The organism is Chryseobacterium sp. 27AL (assembly GCF_057815395.1).
Genome location: NZ_JBYRIW010000001.1, coordinates 161,868 through 176,427 on the forward strand (window position 1 = coordinate 161,868; position 14,560 = coordinate 176,427).

Annotated in this window: 17 protein-coding genes and 1 riboswitch; of the genes, 8 read left to right on the forward strand and 9 right to left on the reverse strand. The window is 36.8% G+C overall.

Features of this window, described 5'->3' with window-relative positions:
* Positions 1 to 120: 120 nt before the first annotated feature.
* The 5 genes from AC3WV0_RS00740 (at position 121) to AC3WV0_RS00760 (ending at position 4,179) form a co-directional block, all read left to right on the forward strand.
* Positions 121 to 423, forward strand: a complete 303-nt coding sequence (locus AC3WV0_RS00740) for a hypothetical protein (RefSeq protein WP_029294115.1) — start codon at positions 121 to 123, stop codon at positions 421 to 423.
* Positions 423 to 710, forward strand: a complete 288-nt coding sequence (locus AC3WV0_RS00745; protein WP_089998547.1) for a cell division protein ZapA — start codon at positions 423 to 425, stop codon at positions 708 to 710. Before AC3WV0_RS00740 ends, AC3WV0_RS00745 begins: the two co-directional genes overlap by 1 nt.
* Before the next feature lie 227 nt (positions 711 to 937).
* Positions 938 to 2,503, forward strand: coding sequence for a ribonuclease Y (gene rny / locus AC3WV0_RS00750; RefSeq protein ID WP_488843078.1), 1,566 nt, complete (start codon positions 938 to 940; stop codon positions 2,501 to 2,503).
* A gap of 74 nt (positions 2,504 to 2,577) precedes the next feature.
* The gene (locus AC3WV0_RS00755) at positions 2,578 to 3,819 is read left to right on the forward strand and encodes an MFS transporter (RefSeq protein ID WP_488843080.1); all 1,242 of its coding nucleotides are present in this window, start codon (positions 2,578 to 2,580) and stop codon (positions 3,817 to 3,819) included.
* A 168-nt stretch (positions 3,820 to 3,987) separates the two neighbouring features.
* A complete protein-coding gene (locus AC3WV0_RS00760) occupies positions 3,988 to 4,179 on the forward strand; it encodes a hypothetical protein (RefSeq protein ID WP_089998551.1) in 192 nt (63 codons plus the stop codon).
* A gap of 246 nt (positions 4,180 to 4,425) precedes the next feature.
* Here the strand turns inward: AC3WV0_RS00760 and AC3WV0_RS00765 are convergent, their stop codons facing one another.
* The 5 genes from AC3WV0_RS00765 to AC3WV0_RS00785 form a co-directional block, all read right to left on the reverse strand.
* Complete coding sequence (locus AC3WV0_RS00765) at positions 4,426 to 5,346, reverse strand: YeiH family protein (protein WP_488843082.1); 921 nt, start codon at positions 5,344 to 5,346, stop codon at positions 4,426 to 4,428.
* Positions 5,347 to 5,443: 97 nt separating this feature from the next.
* The gene (locus tag AC3WV0_RS00770; protein ID WP_488843084.1) at positions 5,444 to 6,328 is read right to left on the reverse strand and encodes a LysR substrate-binding domain-containing protein; all 885 of its coding nucleotides are present in this window, start codon (positions 6,326 to 6,328) and stop codon (positions 5,444 to 5,446) included.
* A gap of 29 nt (positions 6,329 to 6,357) precedes the next feature.
* A complete protein-coding gene (locus AC3WV0_RS00775) occupies positions 6,358 to 7,665 on the reverse strand; it encodes a voltage-gated chloride channel family protein (protein WP_488843086.1) in 1,308 nt (435 codons plus the stop codon).
* Between the two features lie 31 nt (positions 7,666 to 7,696).
* Positions 7,697 to 7,764: riboswitch (Fluoride riboswitch) on the reverse strand.
* Positions 7,765 to 7,778: 14 nt separating this feature from the next.
* Positions 7,779 to 8,651, reverse strand: coding sequence for a sugar phosphate isomerase/epimerase family protein (locus AC3WV0_RS00780; protein WP_488843088.1), 873 nt, complete (start codon positions 8,649 to 8,651; stop codon positions 7,779 to 7,781).
* Positions 8,651 to 9,118, reverse strand: coding sequence for an acyl-CoA thioesterase (locus AC3WV0_RS00785; protein WP_312903029.1), 468 nt, complete (start codon positions 9,116 to 9,118; stop codon positions 8,651 to 8,653). The genes AC3WV0_RS00780 and AC3WV0_RS00785 overlap by 1 nt, the downstream gene beginning before the upstream one ends.
* Positions 9,119 to 9,226: 108 nt before the next feature.
* Between AC3WV0_RS00785 and AC3WV0_RS00790 the strand changes: the two genes are divergently transcribed.
* Positions 9,227 to 9,580: an arsenate reductase family protein gene (locus AC3WV0_RS00790; protein ID WP_488843091.1), complete on the forward strand. Its 354-nt coding sequence runs from the start codon at positions 9,227 to 9,229 to the stop codon at positions 9,578 to 9,580.
* Positions 9,581 to 10,140: 560 nt separating this feature from the next.
* Here the strand turns inward: AC3WV0_RS00790 and gcvT are convergent.
* Genes gcvT through idi form a run of 3 tightly spaced genes read right to left on the reverse strand, consistent with a single transcriptional unit; the run spans position 10,141 to position 12,221 of the window.
* Entirely contained in the window at positions 10,141 to 11,217 is a 1,077-nt protein-coding gene (gene gcvT, locus AC3WV0_RS00795) for a glycine cleavage system aminomethyltransferase GcvT (protein ID WP_488843093.1), read from the reverse strand.
* Between the two features lie 15 nt (positions 11,218 to 11,232).
* Positions 11,233 to 11,709: a hypothetical protein gene (locus AC3WV0_RS00800; RefSeq protein ID WP_488843094.1), complete on the reverse strand. Its 477-nt coding sequence runs from the start codon at positions 11,707 to 11,709 to the stop codon at positions 11,233 to 11,235.
* The gene (idi, locus tag AC3WV0_RS00805) at positions 11,706 to 12,221 is read right to left on the reverse strand and encodes an isopentenyl-diphosphate Delta-isomerase (protein WP_488843095.1); all 516 of its coding nucleotides are present in this window, start codon (positions 12,219 to 12,221) and stop codon (positions 11,706 to 11,708) included. The genes AC3WV0_RS00800 and idi overlap by 4 nt, the downstream gene beginning before the upstream one ends.
* A 256-nt stretch (positions 12,222 to 12,477) precedes the next feature.
* On the opposite strand from idi, the gene AC3WV0_RS00810 reads away from it, so the two are divergent.
* Together AC3WV0_RS00810 and AC3WV0_RS00815 are read left to right on the forward strand one after the other, a co-directional pair.
* Positions 12,478 to 12,885: an LNS2 domain-containing protein gene (locus AC3WV0_RS00810; protein ID WP_488843096.1), complete on the forward strand. Its 408-nt coding sequence runs from the start codon at positions 12,478 to 12,480 to the stop codon at positions 12,883 to 12,885.
* A gap of 81 nt (positions 12,886 to 12,966) precedes the next feature.
* Entirely contained in the window at positions 12,967 to 13,926 is a 960-nt protein-coding gene (locus AC3WV0_RS00815; protein ID WP_488843098.1) for a D-2-hydroxyacid dehydrogenase, read from the forward strand.
* Positions 13,927 to 13,978: 52 nt separating this feature from the next.
* Here AC3WV0_RS00815 and mscL read toward each other — a convergent pair whose 3' ends face one another.
* Positions 13,979 to 14,368 (reverse strand): large conductance mechanosensitive channel protein MscL, encoded by a 390-nt coding sequence (gene mscL / locus AC3WV0_RS00820; RefSeq protein ID WP_089998569.1) that lies wholly within the window; start codon positions 14,366 to 14,368, stop codon positions 13,979 to 13,981.
* Positions 14,369 to 14,560: the final 192 nt, after the last annotated feature.

Here is a 14,560-nt window from a genome sequence, read left to right on the forward strand (position 1 = left end):
TAAAAAGGAGATGCATTTGCGTCTCCTTTTCCGTTTGAAAACAAAATATAGAGACTTTTATTTTTGTTAGTGTTAATATTTTGTTATTTTTGCTATTAGTTAGAATATACAAAACCTGAAATGCTTCAAGATTTAGAAAACAATTTTTCAGAATTAGAGAAAAAGATTTTGCTGTTACAAAAGAACTATAAAAATCTTACTGAAAAGTTCTCAGAATTAAGTATTGAGCATGAAGACCTGAAGAAAAAATATGATGAAGAAAGGAAGAAAAATCAGGTATTAGCAGAAGAACAAAAAAATATAAAACTTTATTCAGCAATATCCGGAAATCCTGAACATAACAGATTGATGAAAAATCACATCAACAGATTGGTAAAGGAAATAGATTTCTGTATTGCACAGCTTCAAAACAGTGGATTATAATGGAAGTAAGAAGAATAACCATTAATATTGCAGGAAGGGTATATCCGCTGAACGTACCGGCAGCAGAAGAAGAAACTTTGCGTAAAGTCGGGAAGCAGATTGAAAATATGATTAAAGATTTTGAACAAAATTTCGATGTCAGAGATAAACAGGATGCGTTGGCGATGTGTGCCCTTAAATTGGGAACCAATGCAGAAGTAGTATCGATGAATTACGAAAAAACAATACAATCTACCAACGAAAGATTAGTGAAAATTAATCAGTCGTTGAATGAAACAGGGAAATAGATTTTTTTTCCCAAAAAATGCTGCCTACAATAATTCTAACACATTAAAGGTAAACTCAACGCTAAACAATTACCGAACAAATGTCCATTGAATGGCGTGCCGGTCCGTCCGGATTACAGACAGTGGAAATCAGTTCAAATCGTGTTGATTAGGAGTTTACTCTCAATCTCTGGATTATTGTGGGCTTTTTTTATTTATGTAAATACAATTAAAACTCAATATAAATTATGATAGAAGTTATAGTCGGCGTTGTCTGTTTAGTAATCGGAGCTGCGGCAGGAGTATTTTTCTCCAAAAGTTCACTGAATACTAAAGCAAAATTCATTATAGACGATGCAAAGAAAAATGCCGAAAATCTTATAGAAAAAGCCAATGTACAGGCAGAATCCATAAAGAAAGAGAAAAATCTCCAGGCTAAGGAAAAATTTCTTGAACTTAAATCCCAGCATGATGCTGATATTCAGGGGCGTGAAAAGAAAATGCAGGAGGTTGAAAAAAGAATTAAGGATAAAGAGCATAAGCTGAATGATGAGCTTAGTAAAGTAGGAAAACTAGAGAAAGATCTGGATAAGCAAATCGCTGATTACGCTAAGAAAACAGAGATTTTAGAGAAAAAACAACACGAATTGGATATTGCTACTGCTAAAAAAGTTGAAATTCTTGAAAAAATTGCAAATTACACAGCAGAAGAAGCAAGAGCAGAATTGGTAGAAACCATGAAAGCAGAGGCTAAGACAAGAGCTCAGGCACACGTTCAGAGCATCATGGAAGAAGCTCAGCTTAATGCGAAGAGTGAAGCAAGGAAAATCGTTATCCAGACTATTCAGAGAATAGGAACAGAGCAGGCCATCGAAAATTCCGTTTCTGTATTTAATATTGAATCGGATGAAGTAAAAGGTAGAATTATCGGTAGAGAAGGTAGAAATATTCGTGCTTTAGAAGCCGTAACGGGCGTGGAGATCATTGTTGATGATACACCGGAAGCTATTCTTCTTTCATGCTTTGATCCGGTAAGAAGAGAGATCGCGAGATTATCACTTCACAGATTGGTTACAGACGGAAGAATTCACCCTGCAAGAATTGAAGAAGTAGTTGAAAAAACCAGAAAACAAATTGAAGAGGAAATTATTGAAGTAGGGAAAAGAACGATTATTGATTTAGGAATTCACGGATTACATCCTGAACTGATCAAAATCGTTGGTAGAATGAAATACCGTTCTTCTTACGGACAAAACTTACTACAGCACTCAAGAGAAGTAGCAAACATTGCTGCAACGATGGCTGCAGAATTAGGATTAAATGTAAAATTAGCGAAAAGAGCAGGTTTATTACATGATATCGGTAAAGTTCCTGAGCAGGAATCTGAGCTTCCTCACGCCTTATTAGGAATGCAATGGGCAGAGAAATACGGTGAAAATGCAGAAGTGGTAAACGCTATCGGAGCTCACCACGACGAAGTGGAAATGACATCACTACTGTCGCCGATCATCCAGGTAGCGGATGCAATTTCAGGGGCAAGACCGGGTGCGAGAAGACAGGTGCTTGAATCATACATCCAAAGATTGAAAGACCTTGAATCTGCTGCGTTAAGCTTTGATGGTGTTTCATCAGCATATGCAATCCAGGCAGGTAGAGAATTAAGAGTAATGGTAGAAAGCGGTAAAGTAAATGATGAAGTCGCTTCCCAGCTTTCTTATGATATTTCAGAAAAAATCCAGAACGAACTTACTTATCCGGGACAGGTAAAAGTAACCGTAATCAGGGAAACAAGGGCTGTAAATATTGCGAGATAACAACCAAAAAAGATATTTCATAAAAACCTTTCAAGAAATTGGAAGGTTTTTTATTTTTAGCAAAATTAAATTCAATGCAAGAGCTTTCCTTGTCTTCGAAACTGAAGTACATTTTTTCAATTCCTGTGATCATTTCCGCTTTGGGATATTTTGTTGATATTTATGATTTGTTATTGTTCGGTATTGTAAGAATTCCCAGTTTAAAAGCTTTAGGTTTAAATCCTGATACTGACGGAACATTTATCCTCAATGCCCAGATGGTAGGATTGCTTATTGGAGGAATATTCTGGGGAGTTTTTGGTGATAAAAAAGGGAGGCTGTCTGTACTCTTTGGCTCAATTTTAGTCTATTCACTGGCGAATATCGCGTGTGGATTTTTACCGCATTTCCCTGAGAAGCATTTGGTCTATCAATATGCTGCTTTGAGATTCATTGCAGGCATTGGGCTTGCCGGGGAACTTGGAGCAGGAATTACGCTTGTTTCTGAAAGCCTTCCGAAGAATCTGAGGGCTATTGGGACCTCCGTAGTTGCCGGCTTTGGATTAATGGGAGCTGTTGTGGCCCAGCTAACGGTTGAATTAGCCGGCGGCTGGAATGTTTCCTACATTATCGGAGGTATTCTTGGAATCTTATTATTATTTCTCAGAATCAGCGTATCAGAATCGGGAATTTACAAGAACATGGAACATCAGCACGTTTCAAAAGGAAACTTCTTTTCTTTTTTCACCAATAAAAATCGGTTTATAAGATACGTCAAATGTATTGCAATTGGTCTGCCTACATGGTATTGCATTGGAATTCTGGCAGTTCTTGCCAATCAATTTGCTCCGGAGCTAGGCATTAAAGATCTTAGTCCTGGAAAAGCCATTATGTGGGCTTACATTGGAATTTCCGTAGGCGACCTGGCCAGCGGATTTATTTCTCATCTTTTAAAATCAAGGAAAAGAGCCATTCTCATCATGCTGCTTTTTACCATTATCGGAGTTGTTATCATGTTATTCGGAAATACAGATACAGAAACCAGATATTATATTTTCTGTGTCTGGCTGGGACTTGGAACAGGCTATTGGGCAATGTTTGTAACGCTGGCTGCAGAACAGTTCGGAACAAACATCAGAAATACGGCTACGACTACTGTACCGAATATGGTTCGCGGACTTGTTCCTGTAATGATTCTGGCTTTTGACTTTTTTAAAAATGATTTTTCTGTTATTATAAGTGCAGCAATAGTAGGAACAATCGTGTTCGCACTCGCATTTTATTCTTCACTGACAATATCCGAAACCCATAACAGAGACCTGGAATTTACAGAATAATTTATGCTATTTAAAATATTTCCACGAATATTTTCGTTATTAATTTTTAATAAGTTAAACAATATAAATAAATTATCAAATTTAATATTAAATTATGCTTTGAATAATTAATATTTGTTTAACTTTGAGACTGTAATTAAATTATATCACCTTAAAAACCAAATCACAATGCAAAATTTTTTGAAAAACGCCAAGAAATTAAAGAAGTCAGATCTTAAAAACATCGTAGGAGGTGTAGGAGGCGGTGGCTCACTGGGAACTCCTGATCTTTCACTTTGCGGATGCAGCTGTACAGGCGCAGTTACAGGGCCAAAATACTGCTCATCTTACATCGCTTGTCCACAGGTAATTACCTGCTAATCAACAGAATTATTTCAGTTAGAAATAAACATTTCCACATTTAATACGCAAAAGCCTTCTGGTTCTCCGGGAGGTTTTTGTAATGATATATTATTTTATTCTTAGGAGCTTTTTCTCGCTTTCCGCACTCGCTATTTTATATTTTTATGGTTTTGGCGGGCCGAAGGCCCGCCAAAACCATAAAAATATAAAATGAGCTCAGACAATTGCTACAATCGAGGCTAGGGTAGTAGTCTATATACAACTTTAATTCATATTTAAAATAATTAACAGACTTCCTGTACTAATAAAAATCCATAAGAAGACTGCAAAGGCCAGAGGTTTCATGCCAATACTTTTCAATGCCTGGATGGAAAGTGTAGAACCGATAAGAAATAAAGTTAGATTGAGTCCTGATTTCGCAATAACGGTAATAACCGAACTTAACTGATCTATCGGGAAATACGTATTAAGCAAAATAGCGAGAATAAAATATCCGATAAACCACGGAATTCTGATTTTTGAATCTTTACTTTTAAAAACAAGCATGGTCATAAGGGAAACCGGAATAATCCATAAAGCGCGGGCAAGCTTGACGGTGGTTGCAATATATTTACTGGCTGCTCCCACAACTGAGCTGGTATCATGAATTCCGATTGCGCACCACAATCCGAATTGTTCCTGGGTGAGATGTAGCATATGCCCGACGGCCGGATACAAAAACAAAGCAATGGAATTTAAGGTAAATACGATGGCAAGTGCCAAAGAAATTTGTTTAGGCTGGGGCTTAATGATGGGAGAAGTAGCTGCAATGGCACTTCCACCGCAAATTGCTGTTCCGACCGAAATTAAAAAAGATAAGGGACGTTCAATTTTTAATGACTTTCCTACAAAATATCCCAGAATCATGACCGTTGAAATACTGATTACAGTCAGCATAAATCCCGATTTTCCCGCTTCTAAAGCCTCATTTAGCTTTAATCCGAAACCCAATCCGACGATAGAAATCTGTAATAATATATGGATATACTGATGAAGGCTTTTCTCAAAAGGATTTCCTGTAAGTAAAACTAACACAAAACCTAAAAGTAAAGCAATAGGCGAAGAAATAAAAGGCGTGAAACAAATCAAAGCCAAGAGAATAAAAATTATTTTCCTCGATCTTTCATATTGAATGAATTTTTTCATTTGTAAAACTTTAAATTATCATCCAAAATTCCACAAATTATTATAACAAAATAAATTGTATTTTGTTATTGAAAATAACTTTTAGTTATAGATTAATTCACTCTACATTCATAAATTTCAGGAAAAGCCTTATCAATTCAGATTGCTCACCTTTTGGAAGAATAAAATGAAAATCTCTTTCGATGCTGAAATTTTTAATGTCAATGATATTCAATAGATTATTTTTCAATTCATTAAGAACGGTGCTGATGGAGAGAAAGGCCATACCTTCAGAATGTAAAAGATAATTTTTAATACTTTCACTACTTCCCAGTTGCATCACAATATTTAATTCATCTGCAAGAATTCCTTTTTCCTTTAAACGATTCTGAATAAATTCTAATGATCCCGAACCATATTCCCTGAAAACCAAATCAATGGAATGCAGCTCTTTTAAACTTATTGTTTTGTTGGACAACGGATGAGTTGCTTTTGCGACAAGAACAATTTCATCTTTTTTAAATTTTTTGTAATCAAAATAATTGGATTGAGACTCGCCCTCGATGATTCCTAGATCTATTTTTCCATCTTTCAGCAGCTCAGAGATTATTTCCGTATTGTGAGCAATCAGTTCAATCTGAATTTCTTTATAGTACGATTTAAACTTTGCCAATATTTCCGGTAAAATATATTGTGCTATTGTTGTACTGGCTCCGATGATAAGTTTTCCTTTGTGCTGCTGGTTGATCTGACTGATCTTAAATTCCAGGTCTCGGTAAATATTTCTGATTTTTTCAGCATACTCAAATAAAATTTTCCCGCTCTTTGTTAATTGAATGGTAGTGCCTTTTCTGTCAAACAATTTGGTATTAAACTGATTTTCTATTTCCTTAATATGTTTTGTGACGGCAGGTTGTGAAATATTTAACTCTGCTGAAGCCTTCGTAAAACTCAAACGTGAAGCTACGGTATGGAAAACTTTTAATCTGTAATCAAACATCATTAAAGATAATAATTTAAAAAAATAGTATTTTACAAATCTTCAAAGCTTTTATTGACAAGATATTCCGATCTGCTGTTTTTGGCCTCTCCGATCTTTTGTTTTGTATAGATGCTGTTGTTCCCTGAAAATAAATAAGCAACAATACATGCTATTGAGACATAAACACCGCATTCGGCTCCAAACAGTTCAATCCCCATTAGTGTGCAAGCCAAAGGAGTATTGGTTGCCCCTGCAAAGACTGCAACGAAGCCCATACCTGCTAATAAGGAAAATGGAAGAGGAACAATAAGGGAAAGCGCGCTGCCTAGTGTAGCCCCGATGAAAAATAAAGGAGTAACCTCACCGCCTTTGAAACCTGCGGAAAGTGTAACCACCGTAAAAATCATTTTTAAGGCAAAATCATAGAAAGGCAGCTGTTTTCCGAAAGCTTCTTCAATCACAGGAATTCCCAGCCCGATATATCGTGTTGATCCCATTGCAAAAACTGCGACAGCTACGATTATTCCGCCGGCAAAGGATCGGAATGGCGGATAATGTATTTTTAATTTGAAAAGATTGCTCGTGTTATGCATCATTTTGCTGAACGTTGCAGCGCATATTCCGAAAGCAATTCCGGCAATAATGCAGTAAATAAATGATAAAAAGTCAATTGTTGGGATACTGTCGATATGATAGTGGGTATGCTGTACGTTCCAGAGTTTAGTTACCTGATCCGCTAAAATGGCAGAAGCAAAAGCAGGAAAAATCCCGTTGTATCTGATTTTACCGATTAAAAAAACTTCAAGTCCAAAAACCGCTCCCGCCAGAGGAGTTCCGAACACAGATCCGAATCCTGCGGCAATCGCTGAAACGATCAGGATTTTCCTTTCATTTTGGTTTAATCTTAAAAGCCGATTAAACTGATCCGAAATGGCCCCGGCCATCTGCAAGGCTGTTCCCTCACGTCCTGCAGATCCTCCAAAAAAATGCGTGACAATAGTACCCAGGTAAACAAACGGTGCCATCTTAAAAGGAATTGTCTTTTTTCCAGGCTCATGAATGGTCTCGATCAGAAGATTATTTCCGGCTTCTACATCTTTTCCGTAATAGTGATACAGCATTCCAACGGCTAATCCTGCTAAAGGAAGAAAAGCAATCAGCCAAATATGTTTTTCTCTGAAGTGTGTTGCCCATGATAATGATGTTAAAAAACCTGCAGAAGCACTTCCGACAAGGAGCCCGATAATAATACTGATTAACAGCCATTTCATAACATATAATAATGCCGGATATTTCCGTAAGAAAAATCGGGTACGGATTTTGGTTTTTCGGGTGAAAGGTTTCAAATTTTTAGACATAATTTACCTGATCAAGTTACTGTTAATAATCTTTTAATCAGGCGTCATCAGCTTTTGAAAAGCGGTTGGGCAAGGAAGAACACCATTTCCTTTTAACGTTACAAATATAAAAATTATTTCAGAAAGAAATCATGTTTAGCAATAAAATCCCGGCTGATGCGAATACTTTCAAACATATCTTTATCGCTGGAATCCTGTTCCAAAAACCAATGCTGAAGACCAGCTTTTTCTTTCGCTTTAAAAATTCTTTCAAAATCTATCGTTCCGTTTCCTATTTCTGTAAAATTCAGGGAGCCGGGTTTCATATCTTTCACATGCCATAACGGAAATCTTCCCGGATATTTTTCAAAATAACTTATGGGATCAAGCCCTGCTTTGGCAATCCAATACAGATCAAGCTCCATTTTTACTAGATCTGATGAAGAATGTGTTAAAATAAAATCATAAACATTTTGGTTTTCATCAAATTTTTCAAATTCAAAATCGTGATTGTGATAGGCAAACTGTATTCCCGCATTCTTTGTGATTTCCCCTGATTTGTTAAATAAGTCTGGAAGTTTCTTATAATTTTCGATGGTTCTTTCTTCCGGAAAAAGATAAGAGCACACCATATATTCTGAACCAATGAAATGCAGATCTTCTACGGATTTTTCCCAGTTTTGCAATAAAGTTCCTTGTTCTTTGTGCTGAATTCCCGTAGTATGATGTGAACTGATAACTCTAAATCCAGTATTTTTCAGGATCTCTTTAAATTCATTTCTGTTTTTTTCGAAAAAATTACCGTTGTATCCATAAATTTCGAGTCCGGTAAAGCCTAATGAAGCAAGTTTCTCCAGTGTTTTTTCAAGGTCTTCTGCAATAGCATCACGAACGGTATATAACTGAATAGCCAATGTGTTTTTTCTTTTATTTACATTAAAAATTCCACAGGAATATAAGCCTAAAAATCCCAGGGATGAAAGTTTTATAAAGTCTTTTCTAAGCATTACAGGAAGGGTTTCATTTCATCTTCGATCTGTGTTCTCAGTTCCATCAGGCGCTTGGCATACTGTTCTTTCTGTCTGTCTTCTTCAGTTTCAGGAATCCATTTTGGAACAGGAAGCTTTTTACCGTTTTCATCAACTGCGACAAAGACAATAATGCAGTGCGTTTTTTTGTCGAATTTCGGCTGTTTCAAGTTCCGTGAAAAAACATTAATCGAAATATGCATGCTTGAAGATCCGGTGTAAATCACCTGTGCTTCTACTTTTACAATTTCCCCGATTTTTATAGGTTCATAAAAGCGGATTCCGCCAACATACACGGTAACGGAATAGTTTCCACTCCAAGTTGTGGCACATGCGTAGCCGGCCTGATCGATCCACTTCATGACGCTTCCTCCATGTACGTTGCCTCCATAATTAACATCCGAAGGTTCGGAAATAAACTGAAAAGTAATTGGCTTGTTCTCCATTAATCAAAAAATTTGATTAAAGGTATTTATAATTTTTAAAATTTTAGATTAAATCTTACTTTTGAAGTCGAAAACTTAGTTTTTATCCTAATATAAATTATCATCTTTATGAAAAAAGTATTTCATTTAAATACATGTGATACCTGCAGGAAAATTTTAGCACAGTTTGACCTTAGTGACTGGGAAATGCACGAAATAAGAAAACAGCCCGTAACGACGGAAGAATTGCAGGAAATGTACAGCCATACAAAATCTTACGAAGCATTATTCAGCAAAAAATCGACACAGATTAAATTAAGAGGACTTGACGTAAAGTCTCTGACAGAAAATGATTTCAAGGAATTGTTATTGGATCATTACACTTTTCTTAAACGTCCGGTTTTCCTGACAGATGATAAAATTTTCGTGGGAAATGATAAGAAAAATATTGAGGCTTTGCAGACATTTTTTGGAGTGAAATAGCTTTGTAAAGAATTCAAATTTAAAATATGTTTTGAATAGTCTCAAACCTCACAGGTTTTTAAAACCTGTGAGGTTTTTTTGTGTCAATGGCTTTTTAATTAAAAAATGATCAGCAACAGAACAACTTTTACGGAAGTCTCAAACAGTTTGCGAGAAACAAAATTCAGTTGACGAAAGTCTCAGGCAGATTGCAGGAAACAAACTGCAACTGACGGAAGTCTCCAGCAATTTGTGGGGAACAAACTGCGATTGCAGAAAGTCTCAAACAGATTGCGCGAAACAAAATGCGGTTGGCGGAAGTCTCAAACAAATATTTCGCAATCAATAACTTTCCAAAATATTCCGGATTGATTGAAAGAAATACAATTTGATTGACCATTTCTAGCCCGGATAGGAACGGCATCCTTTATTTTCGGCGGGAGCGAAGCTCCCGCCGAAAATAAAGATATAGTGGATAGCCGGATCAAGCTCCTAAAAAAATAAAACCTGCAACAAAGCAGGTTTTACAGTATTTTAAACTTTGTCAAAGATTTAAACTTTGACAAAGTGATATTGCAAGGTTACACAAACGGTGCTTTCACCACTTTCGCAGGAATATTTTTATTTCTTACCTGGATGAAAATCTCAGAACCTAATTTGAAGTGAGGTTTGTCGACATAAGCAAGACCCAAACCTACTTTTTTCATTGGAGACTGTGTTCCTGAAGTTACTTTCCCGATTACATTTCCTTCTGCATCGACAACAGGGTAGTCGTGTCTTGGAACACCTTTATCAGTAAGTTCGAAACCAACTAATTTTCTGGTTACCCCTTCTTCTTTTTGTTTCGCAAAAACTTCTTTAGAAATAAAATCTTTATCAAATTTCGTAATCCACCCTAAGCCTGCTTCTATCGGAGAAGTGGTGTCGTCGATATCGTTTCCGTAAAGGCAGAAACCTTTTTCAAGACGTAATGTATCTCTGGCAGCCAGTCCGCAAGGGATAATTCCTTCTTCGGTACCCGCTTCGATAATCGCATCCCAAAGGGTTACAGCATCTTCATTCTTAAAATAAATTTCAAATCCGCCGCTTCCGGTATATCCGGTGTTGGAGATGATTACATCATTCACGCCTGCTACAGAACCTACTGTAAAGTGATAATAAGGAATTTCTGAAAGGTTGGTTTCTGTAAGCTTTTGAAGAATTTCAGTTGCTTTCGGACCCTGAACAGCCAGTAAAGACATGTCATCTGAAGCATTCGTCATTTTTGCTCCGAAAGTATTGTATTTAGAGATGTGATCCCAGTCTTTATCGATGTTTGAAGCATTGACTACTACGAAATATTTGTCGTCTTCCATTTTGTAAACGATCAGGTCATCCACAATTCCTCCGTTTTCATTAGGAAGGCATGAATACTGAGCTTTTCCGTTTTCCAAAGCGTCTACGTTGTTTGTCGTAACATACTGTAAAAGTTCTTTGGAGCCAGGTCCTTCAATGAAAAACTGTCCCATGTGGGAAACGTCAAACAGACCTGCCTTTTCTCTTACGGCAAAATGTTCTTCCGTAACTCCGGAATATTGTACAGGCATTTCAAAACCTGCAAAAGGTACGATTTTAGCACCCAAAGACACGTGCTTGTCGTACAATGCTGTCTTCTTCATATTTAATTTTTATTTCTATTTCTTTATTTTAAAACTGTCAAAAGCTTCGTTGAAAATTTTCATATAATTGCCGTTCCAGTATTTCTGGCTGCAATTTACCGATACCAGGTAGAGGTTTTTATCTTTCTGAAATACTTTCGTGAGCCAAATCAGCTTTTCTTTTTCATCAAGATATTCGTAAAAATATTCTGTGTATCCTTTTTTACCGCTTTTAGAGGTGACTTTTTTTTCCTCGTCCGCAGATTTGTAAAGCGCAAGGATGAACTTTTTGGTTTCCGCTTTCGGGAGGTTCAGATCATGATATTCTGAAATAGTAATAGCTCCTATCTGATTAGGAGGAAAGATATTGATAATATCGTCATTATTGGTCACTTTCCAGCCGGCGGGATGGCTGATGGAGTAATTTTCACTCTCATAAGTCTCTGTAGGAACAGTTTGGGCATAAAACAGCGATCCTAAAAACAGCAGAAACGTAAGAATTATCTTTTTCATGAATTGAAATGGTGTTTATATTCTTCAAGAATAATCTTGAACCATTCTGTAAAATTCTCAGGATGTTCCGACATTTCCTGATCGAGATCTTCAAAAGTGATGTAGCGTACTTCCTCCACTTCTTCTTTATTCAGATAAAATTCGTCTTCGAAAATCCCTACGAAAACATGATCCAGTTCGTGCTCCCAAAGACCGTTGCCGACATCAGCTTTATAAATGAAGCTGAATTTTTCCGAAAGATCGGCTTCAATTCCGAGTTCTTCTTTTACGCGTCGTCTTGCGCCTTCAAGATAAGTTTCCTCAACTCTGGGGTGAGAACATACGGCATTGGTCCATTTTAATGGAGAGTGGTATTTTCCCGAAGCTCTCTTCTGCAAAAGCATTTCGCCTTTGCTGTTGAACAGAAATACTGAAAAAGCTCTGTGCAAAAGGCCGTTGATGTGTGCCTGCTGCTTTTCCATCGTGCCGGTGATCTGATCCTCAGGATTGACTAAAACTACGTATTCTTCCATTTTTACAAATGTAAGTCTAATAAATGTATTTCGGAAATTTTTGGTTAAACATCATAATTTTTAGGTATAATAAAATATCTCGGTAGAATTTTATTTTTCGCTGAAAGAATATTTTTAACTTTAATTATAAAAAAACAACTGTTTTTGTTAAAATTATTAATCAGATATTTAAATTTGGTTTAAAAAATTCATATTTGCTAAGTTTAGCGGGACTTATTGATGTAAAAGCCGTAACTTTGCCTTTCAAATTTTTACGATGGAATTAGAGTACAAAGACCACATTAGCCCTATCCTGAAAGATGGCGTAAAAAACTACCTGATCGATATTGACGGAACCATTACAGAAGATGTTCCGAACGAAGAACCTGAGAGAATGGTTACCTGCGAGCCTTTTCCTGACGCCTTGGAAACCATCAACAAATGGTATGATGAAGGACATCAGATCTGTTTTTTCACATCAAGAACAGAAAACCTTAAGCAGATTACCATCGACTGGCTCGATAAGCATGGTTTCAAATATCACAGCGTACTGTGCGGAAAGCCCAGAGGCGGAAACTACCACTGGATCGACAATCATCTGGTGAGAGCTACAAGATACAAAGGCAAATTCACAGATCTTGTTGAAAAACAGGTAACGATTGAAGTTTTCAGAGAGGAAGAATAAAAATTTAATGAACAGATTAAACGATTAATTTCCCTTAAGCTGATTCTGTCGTTTAATCTTTAATATAATGACAAAAATTTTATGAAAGTTTTAGCAAACGACGGTTTGGATCAATCGGGTATTGATGCATTGACTGAGAAAGGTTTTGAAGTAATCACCACCAAAGTTCCGCAGGAGTTTTTGATGGATTATATTAATGAGCATAAGATCCGTACCCTGTTGGTGCGCAGTGCAACGCAGGTGAGAAAAGATATTATCGACAACTGTCCGTCTCTGGAAATCATCGGGCGTGGCGGTGTAGGAATGGATAACATTGACGTTGATTATGCAAGAGAAAAAGGAATTCATGTGATCAATACGCCGTCGGCTTCATCAGAATCTGTAGCTGAGCTGGTTTTTGCCCACCTGTTTTCAGGAGCAAGATTCCTGCAGGATTCCAATAGAAAAATGCCGGTCGTAGGTGATACGGAATTTGCCGCACTTAAAAAAGCATACGCAGCGGGTATCGAACTAAAAGGAAAAACCATCGGTATTGTAGGGATGGGTAGAATCGGACAGGAAGTTGCTAAGATTGCTTTAGGTCTTGGAATGAGAGTCGTTGCAGCGGACAGTAATGTAGGGAAGGCAAGTATTAAAGTAACCTTTTACAATAAACAGTTTATTAATGTTGATATAGAAACAGAACCTCTTCATGACGTGCTTCAGCATTCTGATTTCATAACGCTTCACGTACCGGCTCAGAAAGACGGATATATGATCGGGAAAAATGAATTCGAGATGATGAAAGACGGCGTAGCCATCGTGAACTGTTCAAGAGGAGGCGTAATTGATGAAACGGCTTTAATTGAAGCATTGGATTCAGGAAAAGTGAAATTCGCAGGACTTGATGTATTTATCAATGAACCGACACCTTCAAAAGAAATTCTGAGTCATCCGAAGATCTCTATGACACCACATACCGGTGCCTCTACACTGGAAGCTCAGGACAGAATCGGGCTTTCTCTGGCAGAACAGATCTCAAGTATTCTACAGATTCAGTAATCGAATGTAACAGAAAAATAGATAAAGCACTTCGGGATGAAGTGCTTTTGTTTTATACGTTGTTTTTAGCTTTTAGCAGATCTCTGATTTCCATCAGCAGTTTCTGATCTTCAGTAAGTACGGGTGCTGCAGGAGCTTCTTCTTTCGGTTTTTTATTAAGACTGTTAACCCCTTTAATCAGAAGAAATAAGACAAACGCAACAATCAGGAAGCTGATTACGGAAGATAAAAAATTACCGTACTTTACACCTCCCCATGAAAGTTCTGCAATGTTCTTTACATTAGCCTTTTCCAACGCAGGATTCAACAGGAGAGGAGTGATGATATCATCCACGAATGATTTTACAATAGCACTGAAAGCAGCACCAATAATCACACCGACTGCAAGGTCTAGAACATTCCCTTTGAATGCAAATTCTTTAAATTCTTTTACAAATCCCATATTATATTTTTTAAAGTTTTATCCGAAAGAAGGGAATTAAGTTACAAAAAAATGTGTAAATATTGATACTTAATGATATTCTTAATGAAGAGGTACCGATCAGGTATAAATTTTAATCTGATATATTATGATAAATCTCTTGGCGTATTCCTTTTAAATTTTCTTTTTCGTAAATTGCTCTTAAGACATCAT

What these genes read in the sequence shown, in the direction of transcription:
- AC3WV0_RS00815 (WP_488843098.1), top strand. Translation starts at nt 12,967, where the DNA reads ATGAAAGTTTTAGCAAACGACGGTTTGGATCAATCGGGTATTGATGCA.
- gcvT (WP_488843093.1), bottom strand. Translation starts at nt 11,217, where the DNA reads ATGAAGAAGACAGCATTGTACGACAAGCACGTGTCTTTGGGTGCTAAA.
- AC3WV0_RS00740 (WP_029294115.1), top strand. Translation starts at nt 121, where the DNA reads ATGCTTCAAGATTTAGAAAACAATTTTTCAGAATTAGAGAAAAAGATT.
- AC3WV0_RS00760 (WP_089998551.1), top strand. Translation starts at nt 3,988, where the DNA reads ATGCAAAATTTTTTGAAAAACGCCAAGAAATTAAAGAAGTCAGATCTT.
- AC3WV0_RS00780 (WP_488843088.1), bottom strand. Translation starts at nt 8,651, where the DNA reads ATGCTTAGAAAAGACTTTATAAAACTTTCATCCCTGGGATTTTTAGGC.
- AC3WV0_RS00775 (WP_488843086.1), bottom strand. Translation starts at nt 7,665, where the DNA reads ATGTCTAAAAATTTGAAACCTTTCACCCGAAAAACCAAAATCCGTACC.
- AC3WV0_RS00790 (WP_488843091.1), top strand. Translation starts at nt 9,227, where the DNA reads ATGAAAAAAGTATTTCATTTAAATACATGTGATACCTGCAGGAAAATT.
- AC3WV0_RS00765 (WP_488843082.1), bottom strand. Translation starts at nt 5,346, where the DNA reads ATGAAAAAATTCATTCAATATGAAAGATCGAGGAAAATAATTTTTATT.
- AC3WV0_RS00770 (WP_488843084.1), bottom strand. Translation starts at nt 6,328, where the DNA reads ATGATGTTTGATTACAGATTAAAAGTTTTCCATACCGTAGCTTCACGT.
- mscL (WP_089998569.1), bottom strand. Translation starts at nt 14,368, where the DNA reads ATGGGATTTGTAAAAGAATTTAAAGAATTTGCATTCAAAGGGAATGTT.
- AC3WV0_RS00800 (WP_488843094.1), bottom strand. Translation starts at nt 11,709, where the DNA reads ATGAAAAAGATAATTCTTACGTTTCTGCTGTTTTTAGGATCGCTGTTT.
- AC3WV0_RS00745 (WP_089998547.1), top strand. Translation starts at nt 423, where the DNA reads ATGGAAGTAAGAAGAATAACCATTAATATTGCAGGAAGGGTATATCCG.
- AC3WV0_RS00755 (WP_488843080.1), top strand. Translation starts at nt 2,578, where the DNA reads ATGCAAGAGCTTTCCTTGTCTTCGAAACTGAAGTACATTTTTTCAATT.
- AC3WV0_RS00785 (WP_312903029.1), bottom strand. Translation starts at nt 9,118, where the DNA reads ATGGAGAACAAGCCAATTACTTTTCAGTTTATTTCCGAACCTTCGGAT.
- AC3WV0_RS00810 (WP_488843096.1), top strand. Translation starts at nt 12,478, where the DNA reads ATGGAATTAGAGTACAAAGACCACATTAGCCCTATCCTGAAAGATGGC.
- idi (WP_488843095.1), bottom strand. Translation starts at nt 12,221, where the DNA reads ATGGAAGAATACGTAGTTTTAGTCAATCCTGAGGATCAGATCACCGGC.
- rny (WP_488843078.1), top strand. Translation starts at nt 938, where the DNA reads ATGATAGAAGTTATAGTCGGCGTTGTCTGTTTAGTAATCGGAGCTGCG.